This is a genomic window from Paenibacillus sp. LRG-1 (assembly GCF_057220305.1).
The window spans coordinates 5,162,190-5,189,107 of sequence record NZ_CM170126.1; the positions used below are offsets into that span (position 1 = coordinate 5,162,190).

The following is a 26,918-nucleotide window of genomic DNA, read 5'->3' on the forward strand; positions in this document are numbered from 1 at the left end:
CTCGTATACGCTTTAGTCTGTTTGATAAAGCATCCTTCCCCTGCAGTTATTTAATCGAACCTTGCATAACACCCTGAATAATATACTTCTGGGCGAACAGATAGATGATAATGATCGGAAATATCGTCAGTACCAAACTTGCCATCAATGGACCATAATCCACTGTATAGGTTCCATAAAAGTTGTACGTGGACAATGGAAGTGTCCTTTGCTCCGGATCGACCAGAATGAGGGAAGGCAGCAGAAAATCATTCCAGATCCACAGCACATTGAGAATGGAAATGGTGGCCGTCGTGGGCATCAGTACCGGAAACACGATCCGGAAGAATGTCTGAAACCGCGTGCATCCGTCAATTAGCGCCGCTTCCTCCAGTTCCTTTGGAATACTCTTTACAAAACCATGATAAATGAAGACGGCCAGCGAGCTGCCAAAACCGATATACATGTAAATCAGCGACCACTTACTGTTCAGCAGATCAAGGGACCCGTAGATTTTCACCAATGGAATCATGATAGCCTGGAATGGAATGATCATGGATGCAACCATCAGCATAAATGTATATTGGTTGAACTTGGTGTTGTTTCTGACAAAATAATGAGCCGTCATCGCCGCGAACAGTGAGATAAACAGAACACTTAACACCGTTATGACCAATGAGTTGGTGAAGGCAGCGATATAATTCATTTTATCGAATGCATTCATATAATTGACCATACTGAAGCTCTCTGGAAGCGATAACGGATTTGAGGTGATGGCCATGTTTTCCTTGAACGAATTGATCAGCAGAAAGACGAACGGTACGATGAACAATATGAGTATGACTGTCAACACAATGAATTTGATCACGGAGGAAGCAACTCTTTTTCTTGCCATTACGCCTCCACCTCCAACTTCTTGCTAAAATAAACCTGAAGCAGAGTGATGAGAGCAACCATCAGGAACAACACGAATGCTTCTGCCTGCCCCACACCATAATCACGGGAAAGGAATGCCTTTTCATACACATGCATCGACACCATTTGAGTACTGCTGAACGGCCCACCTTTCGTGAGCGCAAGGTTCACGTCATAGACCATAAAACCGCGCTGCAGGGACAAAAATATACATACGATGAAAGAAGGAACCATCAAGGGCAGCACCATTTTCCGCAGTCTGGTCCAGCTGTTCGCCCCATCAATGCTTGCGGCCTCCATAATATCATTCGGCACACCCGTCAATCCCGCGATGTAAATGACCATCATGTAACCCGCGTTCTGCCACACGGTTACAATCACGAGTGCCCAGAACGCTTTGTCGGGATCAGCCAGCCAAGTCGTGCTGAGCGACTGTATGCTGGCATGTTGTCCCAAATAGACAAGCACGTTGTTGAATATAAACTGCCATATAAAACCGAGTACAATGCCGCCGACAAGGTTGGGCAGGAAAAATCCCGCCCGGAAAATACTCTGTCCTTTTAACCCTTTTGTCAGCACATAAGCCAGCATAAAAGCGATCACATTGATAAGAACAACGGTATAAAACACATACTTGAGCGTCAAGCCGAACGATTTCCAAAACTCAATATCTCTAAAAACAGCCAGATAGTTTTGGATGCCAACCAGCGATAGTGTGGTGGAAATACCATCCCAGTTTGTGAACGTCAGATAGATGCCGTACAAAAATGGAATGATCATTACTGTTATGAAGGCAAACAAGGTTGGTCCGGTAAACAGCAGCCGCGTCCGCAGCCGATTCCATACTCCTTTTTCCGCAATCATGATGATCCCTCTCTTTGTCCCTGATTTCTCTCTCTATTCCGGGTAATTTGAAAACAACCTTATTTTGCGGTCTTCCAGTAGTTTTCGATTTCTTTAACCAGTGTTGCGCGATCACCCTGTTTCGCCAGATACTTTTGCATGGAAGATCCTGTCTTGGACCAGTGGTCGGCAGGCAGCATGCTCATCGACTGCTCTGACTTGCCTTTTGCGATATAATCCTGGATGGACTTGCCAAGCGGATCGGCCGCAGGCAGTGTAATATTTTTGAACGCCGGGATAATGTTTGCTTGGTTCACGAGGAAATCCTGGCCTTTCGCTTCATAGACGATCCAGTTCAGGAACTTCTTCGCCGCCTCTTGCTGTTCTGGAGTAGCCTTCTCCTTGTCAATAACAATGCGCTTGGATACAGCAGACGAAATCTCCTGATTGCCGTAGTCATCGGCATTGTTGCTGATTGGTACAGGCAGAAAACCATATTCTTTGTTAGCGGTATCAAAACTGTTGATTTGCGGCCATGCCCAGTTGCCCATGAACCAAATGCCAACTTCACCTTTGCCGAGCAGTTCCGGTCCGCGTTCATAAGTTCCTGCTAGCGGAGAAGCCTGATCGATATTGTATTTCATCATGACGTCAAATGTATCCATAAGTCCGTTAAATACAGGATTATTAGCCAAGTCCGCCTGGCCCGCTTTTAGTGACGCCATGAATTTGTCCACTTCAGCCATGTCTTTGTTCTGGCCTGCATAAGCAAGAGGCAAATAATGAGCGCCCAGGGACCAGTCCATTGATGAAATCACCAGTGCTTTCTTTCCGGATGTCTCGATTTGCTGAAACAGTTTTTCAAGGTCATTTCGGGTTTTAATTGTGGTGGGATCAAAGCTTCCGCCTACCGCTTTATCTACAACGGCTTTGTTGTAAATGAATCCGTAGCCTTCAACAGCCAGTGGAAACGCGTAATTTTTACCATCAAATGTCGTAGCAGTGGTAGCGTTTTCAACAGTGTCCGCATTCCACTTTTCCCCGCTTAGATCGAGGATACGGTCCTTAAATTTCTCAACATCACCTGTATCTAGCATGGTCATGGTCGGCGGGTTTCCTGATGCATACAATGCAGAGGCACGCTCAAAAGGAGATCCACCAGTCGGAACCGGCTGGATTTCAACAGTAATGCCCGGATTGTCTTTCTGGAACGCCTTCGCGGCTTCCTCCAGCTGTGGAAGGATTTCGCCTTTGGAGTTCAAAAGCGTAATTTTCACATTTTTCGAATCCCCTGATCCCCCTCCAGAAGCCGAATTACCTTCTCCTCCGGAGCCACTGCATGCAGACACCACCATAACCAAAAGAAGCATCATTACCATCCATTGAACTCTTTTGAATTTCCTCATTGTTGTCATCCCCTTATTTATATAATGGCTCTGAACACTTAAATAAAACGCTTACAAACGGATTATATGTCAAAGGTTTAACTTGTGTCAATCGTTTGACATGTTGAATTTTTAACATGTACTAAAAAAAATCTGTTCCCCTTGTTAGAGGAACAGATTTTCATTCAGGTCGTTGCACGCTCAATTAGTTCAACAGGCAGCAGATTGACAGGTTGTACCTGCTCCCCTTCCGCCTGCCTGCGGATCAGCTCGACCGCCAGTCTGCCGATGTCTGCAATCGGCTGTCTTACCGATGTAAGTTCCGGCGTCAGCCAGGAAGCAACGCTTACATCATCGAAGCCTACAATGCGCACATTCTCTGGCACATGCCTTCCAGCGCGAATATATTCTTTCAGCGCAAAAGCGGCAATAATATCACTTGTTGCGAACACTCCATCCACATCGGGATGTTCATGAACGAGTTTTGAAATGATTCGCTCGTACTCCTTCTGATCGAACACATTCAAGTCTGTTTGAACGATCACATGCTCGACACCATTCCTGCCCACGACATCCCGGAATGCTTTGGTCCGCTCATTGGACAGCATGTTCAGCTCCAGATTTCCGCAGATATGCGCAATTTTCTGACAGCCTTTGCGAATGAGCAGCTCCGTAGCCAGCTCGCCTCCGCGATAATTATCCGAGGATATGTAAGGAATATACGGGTCGATCTGCCTATCAAACGTCACGATCGGTGAATTCAAATGTCGGTACTCTTCTACTTCTAATGTATGGCTACCCATAATGATGCCATCCACCCGGTTCCGCTTCAACATATCGATATATACTTTTTCCTTCACGGGATCCATATGTGAATTGCACAGCAGGACCTTGCAGTCATGCTGATAGGCATAATACTCGACCTGATTGGCAAGCTCACCGAAGAAAGGATGCGAGACATTGGGAATAATAAGGCCAATAATATTGGACTGCTTACGTAGCAGAGATCGTGCTATTTCATTCGGTTGATAATTAAGCTCCTCCATTGCGTCAAACACTTTTTTGCGTGTAGTTTCGCTGATATATCCTCGGTTATTCATTACACGGGATACTGTAGTGACTGACACGCCCGCTTTTAATGCTACATCATGAATTGTCGCCATATTAACCTCTTCCCGCACAAAATAAATACATACAAACTATACTCTCTCCTCATCATTTCAACAACCTTACATAACGGAAGGCCTCAAAATGGCCGTAAATGTTAGGTGACTGAACTTTGCGAATCCAAAATTAAAGGTCACAATTGCTCTAAACCATAATGATAGCAAGGCCCCCTTAAAAAGGTCTTGCTATCTTTTCTTTAACCATCCTTCTTGGATTCAACTTCCCCGCCGGACGTAAGGGCTCTAGTTATCGGGGTGAGTAGCGTAGCGGCCCAGCGGTGCATTTTTAAACCACAACTTGATAAAATTTAGGTTTTTTTAAATTATGTTTCAAGCGTTAAGTTTGCTATAGTCTACGCCTCAATTTCAAGCTACAATGAAGATACCAAATATGGAAGCGTTTTATATTTTTTCGGTAAGCCGGTCAATACTTGAAATAATGTATCATTGTCAGCCGCTTCTTTCATGTTTGGTCAATCTTTTATGGAGGTGTAAAATGAAGAAGAAATCTTGGTTTACTTTACTGGCAACTGGAATTGTCTCTCTGTTTTTTTCAGTAAGCGTTTATGCGGGGAATGTTTTTTGGGAACCACTTAATGGTTTCAATTCTGGTGCATGGCAAAAAGCGGATGGATATTCCAATGGGAACATGTTTAATTGCACTTGGCGTGCCAATAATGTCAATTTTACGAACGATGGCAAAATGAAGCTTGGCTTAACAAGTTCTGCGTACAATAAATTTGACTGCGGAGAGTATCGATCGACGAACACTTACAGATACGGCTTATACGAGGTCAGCATGAAGCCGGCTAAAAATACAGGGATCGTATCTTCCTTTTTTACGTATACGGGACCTACTGATGGCACGCAATGGGATGAAATAGATATTGAATTTTTAGGCAAAGACACGACAAAAGTGCAATTCAACTATTATACAAACGGGGGCGGTGGTCACGAGAAGATTGTAGACCTGGGCTTCGATGCATCAAAAGGCTTTCACACCTATGCATTCGATTGGCAGCCAGGATACATTAAGTGGTATGTTGACGGGGTTCTAAAGCATACGGCAACTACAAACATACCAAGCACGCCAGGCAAGATTATGATGAATTTATGGAATGGCACTGGCGTTGACGACTGGCTAGGTTCGTATAATGGAGCAAATCCGCTATACGCTGAATATGATTGGGTAAAATACACGAGCAATTAGCCCGTAGTACAAAAGCAGCCCTGTAGTGGCTGTTTTTTTGATGATGCATTGATTCAGCCATGTTCCGGCCATGAAGAAAATCGCTGGAAATCTATTCAGAGCTGGCGACACCGATGCGCAACTTGAATATAATCAGGTATTTAATAAATCCCCTGTTTAACCCATATGTTTGCGGATGGTTAGCATTTTCCTGCTTCAATTACTTTAAAGATACCAATACAGGAAAGGGGTTATGTAACTCCAAACGGTTTATAACTCAGGAACCAACTTTAATGAAGGGAAGTCAGACAACAAGTATTGCGTTTGAAGGAATCATCCCCGGTTCAGCTTCAAGTTCAAGCTTATATTGCTGTCCATTCCACCTTAGGATACTCACGCTCGCGTTTTCTATTTTCTTTCCTGACCATATACTGCTTATTGACATCTGCTTAGCGACTCGCTTTGATACATTAACATGTGCCTTTCAAGGCTTTTTGGACGTTGGCTTCAATTATGAACAGGCTAGCTTAGGTTTGAAATATGTTCCTAGCAATTCATTGACCAGTAAAAGTATGGATGATATAATCATAAAAGGAAAAAATCATTGGTATAGAGCCATGCGTGAATGGGCTTTTCTCATAATTTCTTTTGTAAGCGCGTACAATGATTATTTTCCATATATACCACGGAGGAGGCGATCAAAGAATCCATTTTATCAAAATAAATGTCTTCTTTTTTTTTATTTTTAATGCAACCGGTTGCATTATCTATTCCACTAAATATTATCAGGAGGTTGTTAACTTGCTAGGAAAAAAAACTGGGAGTTTTATTTCTTGGTTGATTATTTTGTCGCTTTGCTTCAACTTCTTCGGTTTACCCGGCGTAGCTTCGGCCAGTAGCACCGATTATACAGCCACCTACACGAATTCCACAGCGACTACCCTTCCCTCTACAACCGCTTCGATCACGTCTATCGTTACCGCAACGTATGCACCTACCACAATACCTAAATCAACTCAAACTGGGTTAACGGTTCACTTTAAGAAACCTTCAAGCTGGAATTCAGCGATTCGAATCCATTACTGGAATCTGAATCCGACAACCGTTCCGATAAGCGGAGCGTGGCCGGGAATCCTGATGAAGTCGGATGGAAACGACTGGTACAGCTACACCATTGCCGAGGCCACAGGCTCAAGTCTCATCTTTAATGACGGTAGCGGCAAACAGACGGCCGACTTGTCCCGCAGTGTGAAAGAGGGCTGGTATTACACAGATAACACATGGTATGATACCAGCCCGGAAATGCCTAAAATTCCGGCGATTTCCGCCTCCCCTGTACCCAAAACATATGATTCGTCCCAATCGGTGACGCTTTCCAGCACCAACAGTGACGATAAGATTTACTATACGATAGACGGCTCGACACCTACGACATCCTCGACCTTGTATACCTCTCCAATCCAAGTTGCTTCCTCTTTGACCATTAAGGCCTTCGGTGTCAACTCAATCGGTCAAACTGGAAATGCATCCTCTTTCGCTTATATGATTGACCTGAATTCAGATCTGCAAGCTCCGACAATCACAGCGAATTTGCCTACCAGACATTTCGATTCCTCGGTGACTGTATCCTTCAACCTAAATGATAACAAGGCGGCAACGACCAAGGCATACTACACGGACGATGGTACGGAACCAACCATAAACTCGAAAGTATATATCCTCGGCAACGCTATGGCCGGATTGACCGGACCGTCCATCCTTATTTCCAAGACCACGACATTAAAATTTCTCGTTATAGACGGCGCTGGCAATCAAACCAAACAAAGCTTTGTTTATAATATTGGAAATAAAGGTGATTTTCGGGAAGATACTATTTACTTCGTGATTACTTCCCGGTTCTATGACGGTGATCCGAGCAACAACATGCACGCATGGGATGATGCCAAGGCGCGTAATCCGGATTCGGACCCGGCTTGGAGAGGGGACTTTAAGGGGCTGATTCAAAAGCTCGATTATATCAAAGCCCTCGGATTCAGCGCCGTCTGGATTACACCTGTTGTGCAGAATGCCAGCGGTTATGATTATCATGGTTACCATGCAATAAATTTCGCCAAAGTAGACCCAAGATATGAATCGGCGGGAGCTTCTTACCAGGATTTGATCAATGCGGCCCATGCCAAAGGGCTGAAGGTTATTCAAGACATCGTTGTCAATCATACCGGTAATTTCGGTGAAGAGAATCTGTACCCCATGTTCAAGAAAGATCCGGCTAAACCGGATACGGCTAACAACTTGGTGAAAACTACGGATAAGCTGCCGTCAAACTATGATACTATGACACCCGATCAGCAGTATCAGGCAAGGCTCGCTTTAATGAAGAACGCGGAAACGAACAATAACATTTACCATACAGAGAAAAGCCTCTCCTGGGAATCCTATACTGTTCAAACTGGTCAGATAGCGGGAGATTGCGTGGATTTGAACACGGAAAACCCTGCAGTTAACGAATATTTAATTGATACCTACAATCACTATATAGACATGGGTGTTGACGCTTTCCGTGTCGATACGGTGAAGCATGTGAGCCGGTATATTTTCAATAAATACTATATTCCTGCCTGGAAGACAAGAGGCGGCTCGGATTTCTATATTTTTGGAGAAGTAGCCACCCGTTACAGAGATGTCTGGAACAGTGGAATTCCGGCGATCTCGACGCCATTCTATACTTGGAAAAGCTCGAAATCGTATCCGGGCAATGGAAAGAATGATTACGCCTCCAATAAAGTGTCGGTTGAACAAGAGTGGGCGGACAACTCTACTACAGCAGGACAGCCAACCTCGAACAATGCTCTCTTAAACGGAAATACCTATCATACGCCTGACTATTCAATGAAATCGGGCATGGATGTGATTGATTTTCCGATGCATTGGGCATTCAAGACCGCGCAGGAAGCATTCAATATGAGAAGTGGTGATCAATACTATAATGATGCTACCTGGAATGTAACCTATATCGACTCGCATGACTATGCGCCCGACCAGGCTCCGGAAAATCAAAGATTTGCGGGCACACAGGACACTTGGGCCGAGAATCTCGATCTGATGTTCACCTTCCGCGGAATACCCGCTATCTTCTATGGTTCCGAAATCGAATTCCAAAAGGGGGCTGTCATTGATCCGGGTCCAAACGCACCGCTAAGCAAAACGGGACGGGCTTATTACGGCGATCACATGGAAGGCAGTGTTACAGTACAAGATTACGGCAAATACACAAATGCTACCGGCACGCTTGCGGAATCGCTCAACCATCCTCTGGCCAAACATATCAGACAGCTTAATTTAATCAGAAGAGCTGTTCCCGCCTTGCAAAAAGGACAGTATTCCACAGAGAATGTAACGGGCAATCTGGCGTTTAAGAGAAGATATACCGACAGCGCCAAAGGCATTGACAGCTTTGCATTGGTCACGATTTCAGGAAACGCCACATTTACCGGAATTCCGAACGGAACCTATGTGGATGCGGTGACTGGTAATTCCAAAACCGTTACTGATGGCAAGATTACCCTGACATGCTCCGGCAAAGGAAACGCAAGGGTATATGTATTGAATGGCAGCGGTGGAATTGGAGAAACGGGAACCTATCTGAAGTAAACGGCAGTATGTCTTAGTTAACTGAAGCAACCTCAGTTCGGTATTGCACCGTGCTAAGGTTGCTTCCAATTAAAAAGTATATCCAAGAGAGAGAGTCAGGATATTGCTCTGGACTAAATTTTTAACGGATGGGGAGTGAACCAAGATGCACCAACGACAGCTTCTATGTGCGTACATTCCTCCGTATATTTAATGACCAACAACCATCAAGTATTAACGGGTTCTGACCGGTCATCCGGATATGTTCTACCGCATACAACGGGTACAAGCGTTAGACCAAAAGTACCTAAAGCATATGATAATTGAGGATGTCCTTCATGAATGTATAATGCTATTGCCATAATAATGATAGGCAAAACTGTAATACAATCATTATAGTTGTTTCCTCCATTTGCATTGTATTTCACACACGTTTCTTCAACAATTTTTTCAGCTGTGTGTTCGGGTCAGCAAAAGACTGAATAATCTCCTTCATGAAAATATCTAATATATCCCTTAGCTTAGGGATAGCCCAGGTGATTTGTATAAATTTAACCCACGAATTTTTCCTTCTAAGCAACGATTTTGATTTGAATTACGGATATGAGATTATAGGGGGTGTAAAAAACGCCGGTGACCTTAAGCAGGTGACCGGCGTTTCATATTAGCGTTTCGGCATTTTGCTCTCATCCATGTACAGCAGGTTCCAGCGGTGACCGTCCAGGTCGGCAAATCCTGCGCCGTACATCCAGCCGTCAATTTCACTCGGTTTGCCAAAGATGTTTCCTCCGGCAAACTCTACTTTTTGAATAAAGGCATCTACTTCTTCTCTGCTTTCAGCGCCAATGGAAAATATTACTTCTGCGGTATGGGAAGTATCTGCGATTTTTGAACCTGTAAATTTCTCAAACGCCGCATCCGGGAACAGCAGAATCGTTGTTTGGCCTATGGCAAGCTTGGCTCTCTCGTTACCAACGCTAGCCGCATGTAATCCAATCTCATTGAAAAAGGCAGTTGACCTCTCAACATCTTTGACCGGCAGATTAATCCAGATCTCCTGTGACATGGCTGTAGCCTCCTGGAATATATTTTCAACTACTCCTACTATACTCTACTTCTGGCAGCAGAAGCGAATCTTATAAAAGAAACCGCAAGGTATCGATCTAGCCAAGAATGGATTTCGCATCAAAGTAATGACTCTCTTACAACAATTCTGCACTCTTCAAGTTCTTCGGAATCCGTATCTAGGTAAAGAAGCTTCCAGTCAGTTGGGTATATTGAATGCGCATGCTGATAATGGATACCCAAAGGTGTCACTGAAGCAAAATCATATATTTTCAAAGAATCTGATTTTAGGGGCATCATCGTTCTTCCCTTTAGCTTATAACTATATTTATTGGTAATAAGATTTTTTATATTCACAAAACAATAAAATATCCTAGTATCAATAAACCAAATACGATTCAGTCAAGAATATATTCAACTCTTCATGCGTAGCTAGAGCTTTCACACTGAATTCCGTCTTCTAACCGAGATGGGGGGCGCTGAAGCTTAATCATGGAGCTTGCAACTGGAGCACTTGCGTAGGAAGCCCTGTTCAACTTTAACGGTGGAGAGTCTTAGCGAAAGAATCTCCATTTCAAGTTATTACTTAGTTATACAAATTCTTTAGATTTTCTTTAGAAATATACTCATTAATTCCTTAGTTTTTTTTATTATGCTTTCTGAAAGAAAAAGAGAGAAGTTCAAAATGGTCAGTAATAACTTAATAAATCTAATTAACGCTATGCCTATCTATTCTTATTTCGCCCTCTCTCTGAGTTCTTTTAGAATACAATCCCATATGAAACTACATCTAATATCCTCGTATCTGGCCCACGGTAAGGATGAAGCGTACGTAGCCACAATAATTGAACATAAACCCGCTTGTATACTCCCATCAACAATGCCGATCGTACGGAGTTGTTCATAGAGATTGCGCTAGGTGTAATCATCACACAGTACCCCGCAGGCAGCTTATTCACAGCCACTGCTAACTGAACCAAGTAGTTTGCTTGCCAGGCGGATATGGAAGCTATACTTAACCTGCTAGTTTATTTTGCTGACGCTATTTGTCCTAGCAACGCAGTTTGAATGAAAATGCTAACGGTTTACTGCTGGGTTCCTCCCCAAGAGTACTGATGGCTTGGGTCACGGACGAAGATCTCCTTCATTTACTGGATCTAATTAACCCCCGACCCCGAAAATGTCTGGATTGGAGGACCGCTCACGAATCTTTCACAGAAGTCCTGTCGCATTTGGTTTGACAATCCGTCTTGTATTAAAAATATCGATATTATTTTGTCCGAAGGTGGAGTCGACGACACAATGAGAGAATTGCTTCGAAAGCTTAAAATTTTACAGCTATTTTTGGCTTTGTACCGTGCTAAAATTATTAGGATACTGATTCCTGTAGCTATTTTAGTCATTATCTATGTGTATGGAAGACACGAGATTCAGAATATTAACTTAGCTAAAATTATTCATGAATTACGCATGATGCCCGTTCATGTCGTTATTCAATTGATCATTGCTTCTTTTATAGCGGTATCTGTAATGAGTACTTATGATTATTTAATACGAAAACAATTTAAGCTTGATATCAATTGGAAAACGACTTATCGATATGCATGGATAGCCAATACATTTAATAATATGATTGGGTTCGCTGGTCTTACCGGTCTAGGACTACGTACATTACTGTATAAGAGAAGTGGCGTTCCTATGAAAACAATGGGAGCTGCTGCACTCTTTTTATCGCCTATCGTATTAGTCGGTCTATCTTTACTTGGCTGTCTTGTACTGGTCGGTGTTTTTCCTGTAGAACCTATTTTTGAACAACTTCCTTGGCTTGGTATCGGTGTATGGGGAGTTTCATTGTACTTACCGTTCTTCCTATTAATGCAACGATCTTCCCTGTTCACCAAATGGTTTCATAAGGGCGAGGGCAAGTTACCTTGGAAAGTAGTCATCGCTTCTCTAGGTTCCTCTGTTCTAGAGTGGGCTTGTGCAGGGGCATTATTTTGGTTATTCACTTTTTATGATCTGAATCATTTACCGTTTGCCCCGGTATTCGGTGTGTATATTGTAGCAGCAATTGCAGGGATTATTAGTATGGCGCCAGGTGGTATTGGAGCATTTGATCTGATCGTGTTGCTTGGACTTCAGACATTAGGTGTTGATTCATCACGTGCACTAACGATTTTGTTATTATTCCGCATTTTTTACTTTGTAGTTCCTTGGTTGATCGGTCTTGTGCTAGCTACGTTTGAGATGAGTCCGAACAGTAAACAAATGCGTGAAATGATTACAACTAGTCTGGACGCTTCACGTAACACATGGGTCAAATTCTGGGGCTGGCCTTCTCATTTCGGTCTACTTAGTGATCTAGGAGCATGGGCACTTGGAAAGTTAGTATTCACCAGTGGTATCATATTACTACTTTCTGCGGCTACCCCAGGCCTAATTGCTCGCCTACGTTTTATGGAACATGTGTTATCTTTACCTATTATGCGTTTTTCAGAACAGTTATCTGTGACTATCGGTATTATGCTTATTGTCGTATCACGTGGTATTTCAATGCGCACTCGTCGCGCTTACATATGGACAGGAGCATTGTTGTTAGCAGGTGCTATCTTCACATTTGCCAAAGGGTTCGATTACGAGGAAGCTATTATTTTACTTATTGTTGCATTGGTGCTATGGATATCTCGGGCTCGATTTAACAGTGAAAGTGCTAGTATTTCTTTACGTAGTATCTGGATTTGGGCGTTCCTTGCTTTTATCTCATCGTTATCGTATTACGTTATTGGTACACATATTCATCCAGCTATTTTGCGACATCTACCAATGCGTGCTCAACAATGGTTTTTGAACCCGCATGAATATGCAGTGACGGCCCTTGTTGGATTAATCGGTGCTTTAATTTTAATGGCATCTATATTCACATTACGCCCGCATCGCTACACAGGAATACGTCCAGATGAGGCGGGTATAGAGAAATTAACTCAATTTATTGCCAAAGAAGACGGTAATCTTTTGACTCATCTTCTCTATCTAGGAGACAAAAATTTTTATTGGGCGCAAAATGATCAAATTTTAATTCCCTATTCTCGAATGCGTCACAAATTAATTGTACTTGGCGACCCAGTTGGTAATAAAAATCTTGTCTCTGCTGCGATTCAAGAATTTCAGAGGTATGCGGATCAGTATGCATTAACCGTTGTTTTTTATCAAGCAACACCTGAATATCTATCGATCTATCATGAGAATGGTTACAAATTCTTCAAACTAGGCGAAGAAGCTTTGGTTCCTCTAACTACATTCACATTAAGTGGGAAAAGTAAGCAGAACTTGCGAACTGCTAAAAATAAATCAGATCGTGAAGGTCAAATATTTGAAGTGCTTGCCCCACCCTATCATTCAGAATTACTGTCTGAATTACGTCAGATTTCGGATGAGTGGCTAGGCGATCGTAAAGAAAAAGCTTATTCTTTAGGCTGGTTCAACGAAGCGTATATTCAACGCTCTCCCTTAACATTGCTTCGTAATTTTGAGGGTCACATTTTGGCTTTTGCAACATTAGCTCCAGCTTATGACCAAAATAAAGTGATCTCAATTGATCTGATGCGCCATTTGAATGATACACCGAATGGAACGATGGATGTGTTATTTGTACGTATAATTGAATGGGCAAAAGAACAAGGTTATTCTTATTTCAATTTGGGTATGTCTCCTCTCTCCAGTGTGGGTGAAAATCAGAATGCGCATCGTGAAGAAAAATTAGCTCGGCTGGTGTTCCGATATGGTGGGCACTGGTATGGATTTGAGGGATTGCGCCGTTACAAGGAAAAATTCTCACCTGAATGGCAAGCAAGATATTTAGCTTATCCGGCAGATATGACACTTCCAATGCTTACGCTGGATCTTGTCCGACTAGTATCTCGTCGTCCAGAACAAGTAGAGCTTCTTTAACCTTCAGAATAAATTCTTTGGATAGGCTACAGTTACGTGGACTGAAAAAATGAGGGCAATAGAAAGAAAGCAATTATTTTTCACGGTTAGATATTCGGAATTCCTTCACATCCTAAGGTGGTCATTTGACCACCTTAGGATGTTTTGACTCAACTATTCTACCTACACTCTTCTAGACATAAAAAACGTGGTTTATTGTATTAGATAACAGATAAACTAGAGGTATTGGTTGGATCAATAAAAAGATATTTAAGGATCAGAGCTTGAAAAAAAAGCTTTTTTAGCAAAAAGAATACTGTCAGTCCTACTGCTTATTAGGTTCTTCCCAATCAGTTCATGAAATATATCTTAATTTAATATGTTTAGTAGCTCTGTACAGCGACGACTTCACGGCAGCTTCGCTCTTGTTTAAAATTTTAGCTGTTTCTTTTATGGAGTATCCTTGGACTAGGCGCAATTCGAGTACAGTCCTTTGCTCGTCATTACTTACCATCAAAAGAATTCGCTCGACTTCCTCTTGAATTACAAAATCGAGGGTATCCCAGTGATAATCAAATAGTTCTCTATGTGAAGAGTATTCTCTCGTCTTTTTTCGTTTTCTTAATACATCTATAACAAGATTTTTGGCATTACTTTTCCTTCCTGTTTCGATTGCTTTTCAACAAATACTGCACCCTCAACAATACCTATTTACGTTTCATGAACATTTTTCAATAAAATTATTCGTATCTCAATGCATCTATCGGCTTCAATCTCGCTGCTTTATAAGCTGGGTATACCCCAAATAAGATACCTATACCTGCAGAGCTAAGAAACGAATATATGATCGGCGAGACCGTGAATTCAATGGTCATACGAGTTGTTGCTTCAATTATTTTAGACGCTCCTATGCCAGCAGCAACCCCAAGTATACCTCCCATTAGACCGAAAATGACTGCTTCGAACAGGAATTGAATCATAATATCTCTAGGCTTGGCGCCAATCGCTTTGCGAATACCGATTTCTCTTGTACGCTCTATAACGGAGACCATCATAATATTCATAATTCCGATTCCCCCTACCACGAGCGATATTGCGGCTACACCTCCCAGCAATTTGCTCATGATATCATCTACACCCAAAGCTGCACCTGCTGCTTCGGACAGACTCATAGTTTGAAATTGATCCGGTTCTGAGGGTTTTAGCTGATGCGTCACACGCAAGCTATCCAATATATCTGAACGAGCTTGATCCATCATAGCTGGTGACTTGGCGGAGACATCCAGGCTGGTGATATTTCTCTCACCCAGACGGTTCATCATGGTTGTAGCAGGGATGTAAATTTGATCATTTGTACTGCGGCTTAAATTCGTAACGGGCTGAGAATTCAATACTCCGATCACTTTGAAGGGGATCTGTTTAATTTGAAACGTTCGTCCCACCACGTTTTTGGTATCCCCACCAAAAAGACGTACAACCGCTTGGCTTTCCAGAATAGCAACATTCATACGTTTATCCAACTCATCGTTGGTAAATGTCCTGCCTTCAGCAAAGGAAAACTTTTTAACTTTATAAAATGAAGCGGATGTTCCTATAATAGTTGCATTATAGTTATATCGACCCCATACAACTTTTGAATTGCTCGAAATACTGGGCATTAATGCCGCAATCGAACTCTTTTGTTCCATTGCCTTGATATCAACCCACGTAAAGGAGGGCAAGTTGTCCCCATTGACTTCTTCCTCGGTCATTGGCATGGCTGGAGCAACCATAATCACGTTATTCCCTAGACTATTTATTTCCTCCTTAATACTGGCTTTAGAACCGTTTCCGATTGCCATAATGGCAATAACCGCTGCCACCCCAATAATAATACCGAGTATCGTTAAAAATGAACGCATCTTGTTGGTGGTTAAGCTATTCATTGATACACGGATCGTTTCCATCACATTCATAGGCTTATCATCCTTGATGAAATTCGTCTATTCGTAATTTGCTCATCCCGCTCAATATTGCCATCCCGAAAACTAATCAATCGTTTGGCATATTCAGCTATTTCCAGCTCATGAGTAACCAGAACTATAGTTTTTCCCAGCTCATTCAACCCTTGAAACAGTTCCATAATCTCAATACTCGTTTTCGTATCCAGTGCGCCCGTAGGTTCATCTGCCAGCAGAATAACAGGATTATTCACCAATGCTCGGGCAATGGAGACACGCTGCTGCTGACCACCAGAAAGCTCGTTAGGCTTGTTATACATCCGTTCGGCAAGGCCAACGCTTCGTAGCGCCTCCACGGCTCGTTCCCGGCGTTCCTTGGCAGGTATACCTGCATACATCATAGGTAGCTCTACATTGGCTAATGCTGTAGTTCGGGGAAGTAAATAAAATTTTTGAAACACAAAACCTAGTTTCTGATTTCTAATCTCCGAAAGTTCGTTCTCACGAGCATCCAATATGGAATACCCATCCAGGTAGTATTTTCCGGTATCCGGATGATCCAGGCAACCAATGACATTCATCATGGTAGACTTGCCCGAACCTGAGGGTCCCATAATGGCAACAAACTCACCTTCGCTAATGGATAAATTCACGCTGCGCAGAGCCTGAATCTCCTGACCGCCTACTTCATACATTTTTTTCAGTTCTTTAATTTCGATCATCGTTTTATTGGATTGAGTTTCGCTCATTGTGCCTGCCCCCCTCCACTGCCATTCGGATCAGCACTGCTGTTCTGAGGAGGAATAACAATAGTTTCGCCTTCCTTGACACCAGACTTGATTTCGGCCTGATCCGCTGTATAGACGCCTAGTTTCACCGGTCTAAATCCATAATCAGCAGGATTTGCCGCGTTCTTCGCCACATATACTCCATCTACACCACCTTCAGATCTCAATGCAAACAATGGCACAGACAGCGCGTCTTTGTGTTCAGCTAACAGAAGGGATACATCCATGTTCATCCCCGGTTGCAGCCTTATTTTTTGGCTATCCAAAGACAATTCAACTTTGTATGTAGTCACATTGGATTCCACAACTGGCTCTGGAGAAACAAAAAGGACTTCTCCTTTGAATTGCTTGTCCGGAAATGAATTGGTATGCATTGTAGCCTGAAGTCCGGTCTTCAATTTGGCGATATCACTTTCGTTAACCTTGGCACTAACCTTCATGACCCCTGTATTGGAGTTATTCATTATGATAAAAGGTGCAGTAGGACTGGTGCCCACATCGCCGTTGACCTTCAAAACCATCCCATCCCACGGCGCCGTAACCTGTAATTTATTCAGAACACTTTTCTTTTGCTCCAATTCTGTTTCGGCCTGCTGTAAAGAAGCCTGTGCAGATTGAATGTTGGAAGCTTCAGGCGGGGACTGTGCTGCCTTTAATTGAATTAAAGCGGTTTTATAACCCATTTCAGCATCTTCAATAGCCTGGTTTTGTCTGATCTGTGCCTTCTTGTATTGAAGCTCGGCATTACTCATATCCAATTTTGCCTTATCCAAGCTTTGCTTGGCCGTCGCCAGGTCACTTTCTGCGGCCGCATCATTCTGAACTAGATAAGTCTGGTCATCATAATCCTTCTGGGCTTTATCCAAGGTCACCTTGGCAACCTCTTTTTGTGCAGCGGCTTCCTCTAACTCCGTCCCGTCCTTGGCTGTTTTAATCGCCATCTGTGTCTTTAGGACATTTGCCTTCTGGAGCTCAATATCACTTTGCTTTGGTCCACGCTTGGCTTCCTCTAGCTTGGCCCTTGCAATCGCAACATTGGACTGGGCATCTTTAATTTGTAATTTGGCATCTGAATCATCTAAACGAGCTAAAACCTGGCCCGCCTTAACACTATCTCCTGCTTTGACATTGACCGCAATGAGCTTGGCACCCTCGACATTTGTAAAATTAATATTCACTTCCTTGGAAGCCTGAACGGTCCCAGTCACGGCAAGCGATTCGGTTATATTGGTTTTTTTCACCTGAACAATCTGATTCGCAGGACCCTCCACGGGCTTTTCCTGCCCCCTATTCATATAAACAGTACCACCGATTCCCACTATAATGATCAAGGCCAGAATGCCTATGATCACTTTTAATCTTCTTTTTTTTCTTAATATTTGCAATGCATCTTTTTTTACTGTTTCCGGCAATGTCATATCCCCTTAAATATATTTTTTTAAATCCTATACACTCCACGGTTTGTTTAAAGCATGTTGTAACTGTGTCATTTGAACAATCAATTCATCCATATTCCGTTCTATTTGCTTCACTTTTAACTGATTAGTAGCGACCTCCGTACCTGTGGCAAATCCCCGTTCCTTTTTTTTACGAGAAATGTTTAATACTTTATTAGCGTTCTGCAGATTACTTTGGAGTTGTTCGTATTGCTCATCATTTTGCTGTAAATTAAAGTACATACTCTTCAATGTTTCTGCCAATTGGTCTTTGGTATTTTCCAGTCCACCTTGTGCTGAATCTACATCAATCTGTTTAATTTCATAATCATCATTCCCTGAGTTCCACGTGTAATATTTAACTTCCATCTTTGCCAGCTTGACAGCCTCCTCCTGTCTCCATACCGAAGGACTCGCCGAAATGGCACGTGTCACAAGCGTATCCAAATTCGTGCTATCCATTTTTCGGTAAACAGGTCGATCCACCAGTTCATAGACCGTACCTTGCGGTTGCCCCATTTGGGTATTTAGTGAATCCATCGCTTTTTGCAACGCAGCTTTTGCAATCTCTATATTTTTTTGTGCTTCTATACGAGTCTGAATAATGCTGCTTTGATCACTTGGAGAAATTTTTCCACGGTTGGCTTTTGCCTCAGCAGCTTTTTCCTCCAATAATGCAAGCGAAAGTACATCCTCACTGCTCTTCACCTTGTTATCAGCCAGAAGTACCTCATAATAGTTCTTCATTGTAGTGTAGTCTGTCTGATCTTGGGCAAGCTCGATTTGCTTCTTGGATTCCAGATAAGAAACCGTCGATGAGGCATACCCCTTCCATGCTGAACTACTGGCCGCATCCTCTTCTCCATTACCTGTACCTGCGGGAATGAAGTCCAGATTCTTACCTGCATTTTTCAAGTTAATCCGATTGCGATCTATCGTTTGCTGGGCCTCCTTCAAGCTAAAGCTATTGGATCGCGCCCATTGCTGGGCTTGACTCAATGTTAGTTTCACACTTGCATTGGAAGCCAATTGCTGCCCCTCTGCTTGAACAAAGGACCCTGAAAAAGAACTGGTTGATAAGGCCAACAGCAATAAAATGAACATACGTTTTTTCATAGAACCCCCTCTTTCTATTTTTAAATAATTGTACAAACACATTCTTATATGAATTATCTATTGTTCTCTTTTGAGCAACTACAAATGAATCATAGACACGTGCAGATTGCTTTCTGCTTTGGCTAAAAGTATTTCGGGATGAAACGATCTAGCAATGTAATCATATGTCAGGGTTTTCTCATAAAATGAGATATGAATGAGCGTCTCTCTTTACTCAGCAGAAACATGACGCTCGCCTCCTTTCAGAGTCAGGCGATTTCTATGTCCCTGTAGGTATGATAAGGCTATGCCCGCAGATCGGTACAACAGCTCTCCGGCTAGGATACCGCCAACGACATCCGCTAGTACATGCTGCTTGACCAGCAAAGTGGACGCTATAATGACAATAGACATCGCGGTGACTGCCCAGCGAATCGTTCTTCCGAATACCCTTGCTCCACGAAGCATCAGGTAGCTGGTTAGCACATGAATGCTCGGGAAACAGTTAAACGGCTGGTCATGGCTGTACACCAACCAGACCAAACGGTTGATGACGCCTGTCTGGGCTAGATTGTCTGGACGGTGAACAGCCGTTTGGAAAAGGGCATAGACGATATAAGAAAGGATCAGCCCTCCACAGAGCGCAAGTAGCGTCCGGTAATAAGCTGTTCTGTCCTTGAACGCAAGTCCGATCAGTACAGATGCAATGAACGGGTACCAAAGAACATAAGGAATAATAAAGGACGGAACGAATGGCGTTAGGCGATCTAGATCCGTTACGAGGCTATAGACGTGTTCGGTAGGATGGTTAAGTATACCGTAGAAAATATACAATAACGGAACCACTGTAAGCCATAGAAGAGACAGCCAAGTTGAAAGGAAGGTTTGTTTTGTAGGGTGAGTCACGTTATCATCTCCTGATTAGGTTCATCTATAGCAATGAACCCATCATAATGATAAACTCTGAAGAACTTTAGAGGATTTTTCTAAAGAATTTCTTAACATTAGTTGGTAAGGGGTATTCCCTCTCGCATCTTATTTATAGGGAATCTTATCAACAATTTACGTAATAAAAAGCCTCGCCAACTTTTTTGTTGGCAAGGCTTTTTGGGTTCTTCAATCAGATCAGCTTTCTGATTTTCATGCACTTCTTGCAAACTTCGAGTCTGAATAGTGTACATATCTTCAGATTTTCTTTAGATATATCCTCGTAAAATCCTTAGATTTTTTCGTTACTATTTTTATATTGATATAAATAACAAAACGAGGAGATATGGCAATATGTTTTGGATTATTCCTTCCAGTTGTTCGGTATATCATCCCTTTATTTGTTGGGTACCCAAAAGGGAGAAATTAAATAATGGGGGAAAAACAGTTGAATATCAGTGAATGTCTACTTTTTTTGCAAGGATTTCTCACAAATCCACAACGAGTAGGAAGTGTTATACCTAGCTCCCGATTTCTAGCAGCTAAAATCGTTGAGTCTATACCATGGAATGAGGTAAAGGCAGTCGCAGAACTCGGGTCAGGTACAGGTGCTATTACACGTTTCATGAAGCCACATTTAACCGGATCAACAAGAGTGCTATTGTTCGAAAGGGATAAGAAAATGAGAGCTACTCTGAAGAAAAAATACTCGGATTTCGCGTGTCATTCAAACGCTTGCCAATTAATCAAAAAATTGAATCAAGATGACATCGGCCAGCTTGATTGTATTATTAGCGGATTGCCATTTTTTAATTTTACGAGTGAAATGCGAGAAACCTTACTCAATGAGATTATTAAGGCACTAAAACCAGAAGGGATTTTTGTCGCTTATCAGTACTCACTTCAAATGAAAAAAAAATTTGCCGAAGATTTAATCATCGAAAAAATCGAGTTCGTACCTTTCAATTTCCCTCCAGCTTTTGTATATACCTGTCGCAAAAGGGGAGGCAATAATCGGTATTAATAAACTTTTCGTAGCAATCATTGGGTTTGCCTTAATTATAGAATTTTAGTAGCCGTAATCATAAAAAGTAGGAAAGGAGCATCATGTAATGGATACAATACTTGTTGTAGGTGACGATACAGAGATTCGAGATGTCATTCACGTTTATTTGCGCAATGAAGGATACTTTGTCATAGAAGCTGCAAATGGTCTGGAAGCGTTAGATTTAATAAGATCAATCTCTTTCGAACTTGTCATCTTAGATATTAAGATGCCACAAATGGATGGCATTAATGCTTGCATTAAAATAAGGGAAATATCGAGCACCCCCATTATCATGCTATCGGGGGAGGAAGAAGATATTGGTAAAATTTCGGGTCTTACTCCCGGTGCGGACGATTACATGATAAAACCTTTTAATCCTTTAGAATTACTCGCTCGAGTAAAAGCTCATTTGCAGCGACAATCATTAATAGGAAAAGAAGAATTTAATTCTGTTATATTCATCAAAGATCTTGTGATCGATAAGAGTAAACATTCCGTTACATTGAAAGAAAATAACATTTCGCTGACCCCTCTTGAGTTTTCAATTCTAGAGTTGCTTGCAAGCCACCCTGGGCAAGTATTTAGCTTTGATAAGATTTACGAAAGCGTGTGGAAAGATCCTATTGGGTATTCCGATAATACCGTGATGGTCCATATTCGTAATTTACGAGAGAAATTAGAGGAGTTTCCCAGAGATCCTCAGTATATTAAAACAATTTGGGGAGTTGGTTATAAAATTGACTGAACATGTGCAAAAACCAAAACGAAAAAAAAGGATGATTCAGGTCAATATTTTAATCAGAATGATGCTAAGTCTCATTATCGCCACAACCATAAATAACATGCTTATTTTACTTTTACTGGATATTGGCCATGGCATGGAATCCGAGTGGCTCCTCAATTTCATTCCGTATATTTTCCCCCCCCCTGTTTATGGTTAACTTTATTATTACTTTCCTAGCTTTAACTCGACGAATCGTAAGAGACTTAATTTCGTTGGAGCAGGGGCTTCAAATTATATCCGAGGGTAATTTAAGCTATCGAGTGCCTGTCATGCGAAATGATGAGCTTGGGAGGGTTGCGTTTAATATCAACTTGATGGCGGAACGTCTACAACAGCAGATCGAAAAGGAACGTGAACTAGAAATCTCCAAGTTGGAAATGATAACAGGCATATCACACGACTTGCGTACGCCACTTACAAGCATTATTGGCTATATAGAACTCTTAAGAACAAATTCATTTCAAAATAAAGATGAATATACGCGATTTGTTCAAAACACTTATAACAAAGCTATTCATTTAAAAAAATTGCTCGATGATTTGTTTGAATATACCCGACTTACTTCGGTCGATACCCGCCTGGACCTAAATAAAATCGATGTATTCCAGCTTCTAGATCAATTAATTTTTGAATTTGAACCGATCGCTCAAGAGAACGGTATCCATATTATTAAAGACTTAGGTAACTCTCCTATTATAACCGTTATTGACAGTAAAAAAATTGCCAGAGCAATCGATAATCTACTCATGAATGCCCTTAAGTACTCTGTAAAGCCAGGAACCGTACGTATTTTAATGAAGTTGGATAATAAGCAAATTAGTATTGAGATCGAAAATAAAGGGAATCCCCTCACACAAGAGCAAGAAAATAAACTCTTCAATCGTTTTTATAAAGTAGACCATTCAAGAAGTAGTGAAGGCATTCAAACGGGAGCAGGTCTGGGCCTTTCTATTGCTAGAAACATTATTGAGTTGCATGGAGGAACCTTAACGCTCATTCATATAAATAACATATTTAAATTTACTCTTACTTTGCCTTTCGAAGGAGTTCTGACCCGTTCCATTGGATCAGAAGAAGGCCACTCCGGCAACCTTGATGTATAAGTAAAAAAACTTAAGCCCCGAACAATACTTTGTCCCGGGCTTAAGTTTTGATTTTTAGTATCCAAATTAAACTTACTCTGTTTTTTAAGTATAATCTTCGAGAGTGCTGACAGATAATGTGTTTATGTAAAACAAAAAAGCCGCGCTTTTCACGGCCGTACCATAATTAATGCTCATATATTTAGCCTGTTCATTATGCAGCTCTTTTCTCATCTACTCTCTGAAAACAATACCCCGTATATAATGCTTCAATGATAAATTCATTTAATGCCTCCAACATGTATGCAGGTGCATCCCTGTCTGCTCCAAACGTTTGCCCGCTATCATGAAGAACGATAACAGCTCCACCCCTTAGCTTGGACAGCAGCCTTTGCTTAATTTTTTGCTTGCCGCCAGAGCTCTTCCAGTCACCTACAATAACAGACCAAAGAATCATGCGAAATTGCTTCATCAGAAAAAAATCAAATAGGTTAATGACTCCCCACGGGGGCCGATAATAGAAGGCTTTCTCTCCAATAATACGATTAATGACATTGGCCGTTTTGTTTACCTGCTCGCGAACCCTCTTAGGACTCATTAAAGCATTTGACCAATGTACATAATTATGGATTCCGACAAGATGTCCTTCATTGTGCATCCGTTGGATTAAATCGGGATATTTCTCTGCTTTGCGACCAAGGACAAAAAAGGTACCCTTTATATTATATTTCTTTAATAAATCAAGCAAAAGAGGCGTAAATTCTGGGTCTGGACCGTCATCAAAAGTTAACGCAATGGGCTGCTCGCCCGTTCCCCTTTTATAAACTCCGATTCCAAATAGTCGGATTATAAGGGTCGGGATAATCGTGTATACGAGTAATGCACTAATGAGAATTATGAATGTCTGCTTCATGATCCTGCTCCTTTTTAACAGTAATAAATCCATGCTTGCCTTTTTTCTAGGAGCATATCTTTATTTCACTGGATCTATTATTCATTGCAATAGTTCCAAAAATAACTTCTAATGAAGCAAACGCGGACTCTTTAGGATGGAACTGTTTAGTATTTTCTATCATATGTTGAAGAAGTTTTGCATCATCTAGTAATTCCGATAGGCGCTCGGTTAGATCCCCAGATGTCTCTGCATGAATGGCTACCCCAGAACGAACTAAAAATTTGGCATTATCCTGTTCTTGACCAGGGATTGGTTTACAAAGTAGCATCGGCAGTTCCATAGCAATCGCCTCAAAAGTCGTGACTCCTCCTGGTTTGGTAATCATAATATCAGATATAGCCATTAACTCATGAACATAGTTAATATAACCTGTTAAATAGATGCGATGTTTGGAAATTTTCAGACTCTCATTCAATTTCATTCGAAGTTTTTCATTATGCCCACAAACAAGGATGAATTGTACAGGCTGTGACAATAGATCAAATTTCTGAATAGTAGAGCTTCCATCGCCAATCATGCCGCAACCTCCTCCCATCACAAGCACAGTAGGCATATGAGGATCTAAACCATACTTCTTAGCTGTTTTCTCTCTTTCTATGGACTGAGAAAATTGCGGGCGAATGGGAATTCCCGTATCTGCAATCCGAGTCTCTTCAACACCTAATTGAATTAAAGAATCACGTACACTTCTGGAACCCACAATATATTGATCTGTATATGGATAAATCCATGAACTATGATCCGTGTGATCGGTAATGATAGTAACAGTATGAATATCGATTGAACCATATGATTTCAACTTCGACATCACGCCTGCCGCCAAGGGGAAGGTGCATACTACAATAGCTGGCTGTATTTCATTAATCAATTTCATCATTCGTCCGATTCCTGTAGAAAAAACGGTCTTTATAATATAGGATAGGGTGTTTTGTCTCCGCGTTTTCTGATATAGATATCCATAAACTTGAGGGAATGTTTTTACGGCTTGGAGATAAACATTTCGACTCAAATGATTCATATAAGGATGGACCCATTCCATAAAATCAATAATGACAGGTTCCATATGAGGAAATCGAATTTGCATCGCATCTTGTATCGCTTGGGCTACTTGAATGTGACCATCTCCATAATTTCCGGTAAGAATCAACATTTTTTCTTTCGTTCCTTTTTTCATGGAACACAGCTCTCCTTTTCAAAAAATCAAATCTCAGAAACGTTTAAGAATTACTTTCCTTTTATGTTAAGAGAAATTGGCATAAACTGAAGGCACAGAAAGGATGCTTTCATATGCCAAAGAAACGATTCTTATTATTGATGATGAAATGAAATTCGGGATTTGGTGGGGGTATATCTGACTATGACGATTAATATTTTTAAATCAGCATTTCGCCTTATGTGAAAATCGTTTGAGCTGCTAGAATATATAGCAACAGTGAAATCATAACTTTGTTGTATTTCCTTTAAATCTATCAAAAGTGAACTTGCGAACCTTCGGCCAAATCAAAAATGTATTTAAACATGTTTCGGGTCAGTTTAAAAAAAGGGGGAAATAAAGGCTGGTCTAGCTTTAGAAAAAAATATCCCGCTTGTAATCGATTTACAAACAAATTGATACAAGTTATTACAATGGTGAAACTGAGATATGCAATGACGAGACTGAAAACTAACGCCAAAAATATCTCAAAGCAAACATTTCTTTTGCCGTTTATCAGTTTCAATTTTCTACCCAACTCCCCAAACGGTTTTTATATATCGCGGCTCTCTTGGGAGATCATCTATTTCTCGTGTAAATTCAGAATTTGAACTCCTACCGTATTATCTAAATCTCCTAAAGGTTGATTCCACACATCACGCTTTGCTCCTTTTCCGACTTTTAAGAAACATGAATATGACAATTCCTATGATTAAGGCAAGTCCCACATATATACCGTAGTGATAAATCATTGTCCCGATTGTTTCCACATGACCACCTGCAAATTGGCCAACTACAAAAAAGACAGACGTCCAAACAAGACCGGCTGTATAGGAATAAAGAATATAACGGCGAAATGACATTTTATTAATTCCGACTAAATAGGGAACAATATGCCTCACCACCGGAAAAAAGTAGCTAAAACTCAATGCAATATTTCCATATTTATTTAGAAGGTGTTCTGATGTTTGTATATGCTTCCCCAAATTTTTTTTATGGCGAAGTTTATCCAGCACCGGCGAACCGAAAAACCTGCCTAGAATATAACCAAGAGATAGCCCGGAGATAACTCCTAAATAAGTGATAATAAATGCTGGGAAATAATGGAGTAATCCTACTTTGCTAACGGCTCCGCCGGTCATAACGACAACCTCGTCCGGTATTGGCATTCCAACAATTCCGAGCCATAATGCAAAGAATAAAGCAGCATAACCAAACTGCGCAATCCAATGAATTAGTGTGTCATAACTCACTTAAATCCCCCCCTTCTTACGGCATGTATAAACAAAAGCAGGAGGAAAATTGAGGGGCACAAAATCGATTTTATCAATAGCAGATCGATTTACTCGCAGTTCGATAAAGCGTGTGATAGCTCCTGTGCCAGAACCGAATTCTGCAATTGTGCTCACATCATCCCATGACACAGATTGAACCATTTTACTCGCCAGAAACCGTGAACTGGGCAAAACACTTCCAACTCGCTTTGGATTTTTAATAAATCGTTGCAAGAACATTGCATACTGATTTGAAGTCAAATGACTCTCCCCCTTTCTTCTATTTTTTTCATTTGTT

Annotated in this window: 20 protein-coding genes and 1 pseudogene; 6 read left to right on the forward strand and 15 right to left on the reverse strand. The window is 41.5% G+C overall.

The features are described from left to right. Positions 1–46: 46 nt before the first annotated feature. From ACUUJN_RS22985 to ACUUJN_RS23000, 4 genes are all read right to left on the reverse strand, one after another. Positions 47–874 (reverse strand): carbohydrate ABC transporter permease, encoded by an 828-nt coding sequence (locus ACUUJN_RS22985; RefSeq protein ID WP_025723176.1) that lies wholly within the window; start codon positions 872–874, stop codon positions 47–49. Next, positions 874–1,758, reverse strand: a complete 885-nt coding sequence (locus ACUUJN_RS22990; protein WP_028541756.1) for a carbohydrate ABC transporter permease — start codon at positions 1,756–1,758, stop codon at positions 874–876. Before ACUUJN_RS22990 ends, ACUUJN_RS22985 begins: the two co-directional genes overlap by 1 nt. A 59-nt stretch (positions 1,759–1,817) precedes the next feature. Continuing rightward, positions 1,818–3,143, reverse strand: a complete 1,326-nt coding sequence (locus tag ACUUJN_RS22995; RefSeq protein WP_484668964.1) for an ABC transporter substrate-binding protein — start codon at positions 3,141–3,143, stop codon at positions 1,818–1,820. Positions 3,144–3,307: 164 nt separating this feature from the next. Beyond that, on the reverse strand, positions 3,308–4,285 hold the full coding sequence (locus tag ACUUJN_RS23000) for a LacI family DNA-binding transcriptional regulator (RefSeq protein ID WP_023990435.1): 978 nt from the start codon (positions 4,283–4,285) through the stop codon (positions 3,308–3,310). A gap of 499 nt (positions 4,286–4,784) precedes the next feature. Here ACUUJN_RS23000 and bglS point away from each other — a divergent pair, with 499 nt between their 5' ends. Together bglS and ACUUJN_RS23010 are read left to right on the forward strand one after the other, a co-directional pair. Next, a complete protein-coding gene (bglS, locus tag ACUUJN_RS23005; RefSeq protein ID WP_341063820.1) occupies positions 4,785–5,498 on the forward strand; it encodes a beta-glucanase in 714 nt (237 codons plus the stop codon). 780 nt (positions 5,499–6,278) lie between these two features. Next, positions 6,279–9,128, forward strand: a complete 2,850-nt coding sequence (locus tag ACUUJN_RS23010) for an alpha-amylase family glycosyl hydrolase (RefSeq protein WP_484668965.1) — start codon at positions 6,279–6,281, stop codon at positions 9,126–9,128. A gap of 643 nt (positions 9,129–9,771) precedes the next feature. Here the strand turns inward: ACUUJN_RS23010 and ACUUJN_RS23015 are convergent. Continuing rightward, positions 9,772–10,173, reverse strand: a complete 402-nt coding sequence (locus ACUUJN_RS23015) for a VOC family protein (RefSeq protein WP_028541752.1) — start codon at positions 10,171–10,173, stop codon at positions 9,772–9,774. A 1,301-nt stretch (positions 10,174–11,474) separates the two neighbouring features. On the opposite strand from ACUUJN_RS23015, the gene mprF reads away from it, so the two are divergent. Then, entirely contained in the window at positions 11,475–14,120 is a 2,646-nt protein-coding gene (gene mprF, locus ACUUJN_RS23020) for a bifunctional lysylphosphatidylglycerol flippase/synthetase MprF (RefSeq protein ID WP_484668966.1), read from the forward strand. A gap of 334 nt (positions 14,121–14,454) precedes the next feature. On the opposite strand, the gene ACUUJN_RS23025 is transcribed toward mprF, so the two are convergent. The 6 genes from ACUUJN_RS23025 to ACUUJN_RS23050 form a co-directional block, all read right to left on the reverse strand. Next, positions 14,455–14,772 (reverse strand): RNA polymerase sigma factor, encoded by a 318-nt coding sequence (locus ACUUJN_RS23025; RefSeq protein ID WP_484669771.1) that lies wholly within the window; start codon positions 14,770–14,772, stop codon positions 14,455–14,457. Positions 14,773–14,839: 67 nt separating this feature from the next. Beyond that, complete coding sequence (locus ACUUJN_RS23030; protein ID WP_484668967.1) at positions 14,840–16,054, reverse strand: ABC transporter permease; 1,215 nt, start codon at positions 16,052–16,054, stop codon at positions 14,840–14,842. Then, positions 16,051–16,788 carry an ABC transporter ATP-binding protein gene (locus ACUUJN_RS23035; RefSeq protein WP_484668968.1) on the reverse strand — a complete coding sequence of 246 codons (738 nt, stop codon included), beginning with the start codon at positions 16,786–16,788 and terminating at the stop codon, positions 16,051–16,053. Before ACUUJN_RS23035 ends, ACUUJN_RS23030 begins: the two co-directional genes overlap by 4 nt. Beyond that, entirely contained in the window at positions 16,785–18,239 is a 1,455-nt protein-coding gene (locus ACUUJN_RS23040) for an efflux RND transporter periplasmic adaptor subunit (protein ID WP_484668969.1), read from the reverse strand. Before ACUUJN_RS23040 ends, ACUUJN_RS23035 begins: the two co-directional genes overlap by 4 nt. A 33-nt stretch (positions 18,240–18,272) precedes the next feature. After that, the gene (locus ACUUJN_RS23045) at positions 18,273–19,379 is read right to left on the reverse strand and encodes a TolC family protein (protein WP_341063813.1); all 1,107 of its coding nucleotides are present in this window, start codon (positions 19,377–19,379) and stop codon (positions 18,273–18,275) included. Between the two features lie 210 nt (positions 19,380–19,589). Further along, positions 19,590–20,264 carry a phosphatase PAP2 family protein gene (locus ACUUJN_RS23050; protein WP_484668970.1) on the reverse strand — a complete coding sequence of 225 codons (675 nt, stop codon included), beginning with the start codon at positions 20,262–20,264 and terminating at the stop codon, positions 19,590–19,592. 454 nt (positions 20,265–20,718) lie between these two features. Here ACUUJN_RS23050 and ACUUJN_RS23055 point away from each other — a divergent pair, with 454 nt between their 5' ends. From ACUUJN_RS23055 to ACUUJN_RS23065, 3 genes and pseudogenes are all read left to right on the forward strand, one after another. Next, on the forward strand, positions 20,719–21,309 hold the full coding sequence (locus tag ACUUJN_RS23055) for a class I SAM-dependent methyltransferase (protein WP_338532874.1): 591 nt from the start codon (positions 20,719–20,721) through the stop codon (positions 21,307–21,309). Positions 21,310–21,397: 88 nt separating this feature from the next. Further along, entirely contained in the window at positions 21,398–22,078 is a 681-nt protein-coding gene (locus ACUUJN_RS23060) for a response regulator transcription factor (RefSeq protein WP_023990449.1), read from the forward strand. After that, positions 22,071–23,220: pseudogene (locus ACUUJN_RS23065) on the forward strand (sensor histidine kinase). The gene ACUUJN_RS23060 and the pseudogene ACUUJN_RS23065 overlap by 8 nt, the downstream one beginning before the upstream one ends. A 193-nt stretch (positions 23,221–23,413) precedes the next feature. On the opposite strand, the gene ACUUJN_RS23070 reads toward ACUUJN_RS23065, so the two are convergent. From ACUUJN_RS23070 to ACUUJN_RS23085, 4 genes are all read right to left on the reverse strand, one after another. After that, positions 23,414–24,112: a polysaccharide deacetylase family protein gene (locus ACUUJN_RS23070; protein ID WP_023990451.1), complete on the reverse strand. Its 699-nt coding sequence runs from the start codon at positions 24,110–24,112 to the stop codon at positions 23,414–23,416. A 46-nt stretch (positions 24,113–24,158) separates the two neighbouring features. Beyond that, positions 24,159–25,328 carry an MGDG synthase family glycosyltransferase gene (locus ACUUJN_RS23075; protein WP_484668971.1) on the reverse strand — a complete coding sequence of 390 codons (1,170 nt, stop codon included), beginning with the start codon at positions 25,326–25,328 and terminating at the stop codon, positions 24,159–24,161. 674 nt (positions 25,329–26,002) lie between these two features. After that, the gene (locus ACUUJN_RS23080; RefSeq protein WP_484668972.1) at positions 26,003–26,599 is read right to left on the reverse strand and encodes a DedA family protein; all 597 of its coding nucleotides are present in this window, start codon (positions 26,597–26,599) and stop codon (positions 26,003–26,005) included. Continuing rightward, on the reverse strand, positions 26,600–26,881 hold the full coding sequence (locus tag ACUUJN_RS23085) for a hypothetical protein (protein WP_484668973.1): 282 nt from the start codon (positions 26,879–26,881) through the stop codon (positions 26,600–26,602). Between the last annotated feature and the right edge of the window lie 37 nt (positions 26,882–26,918).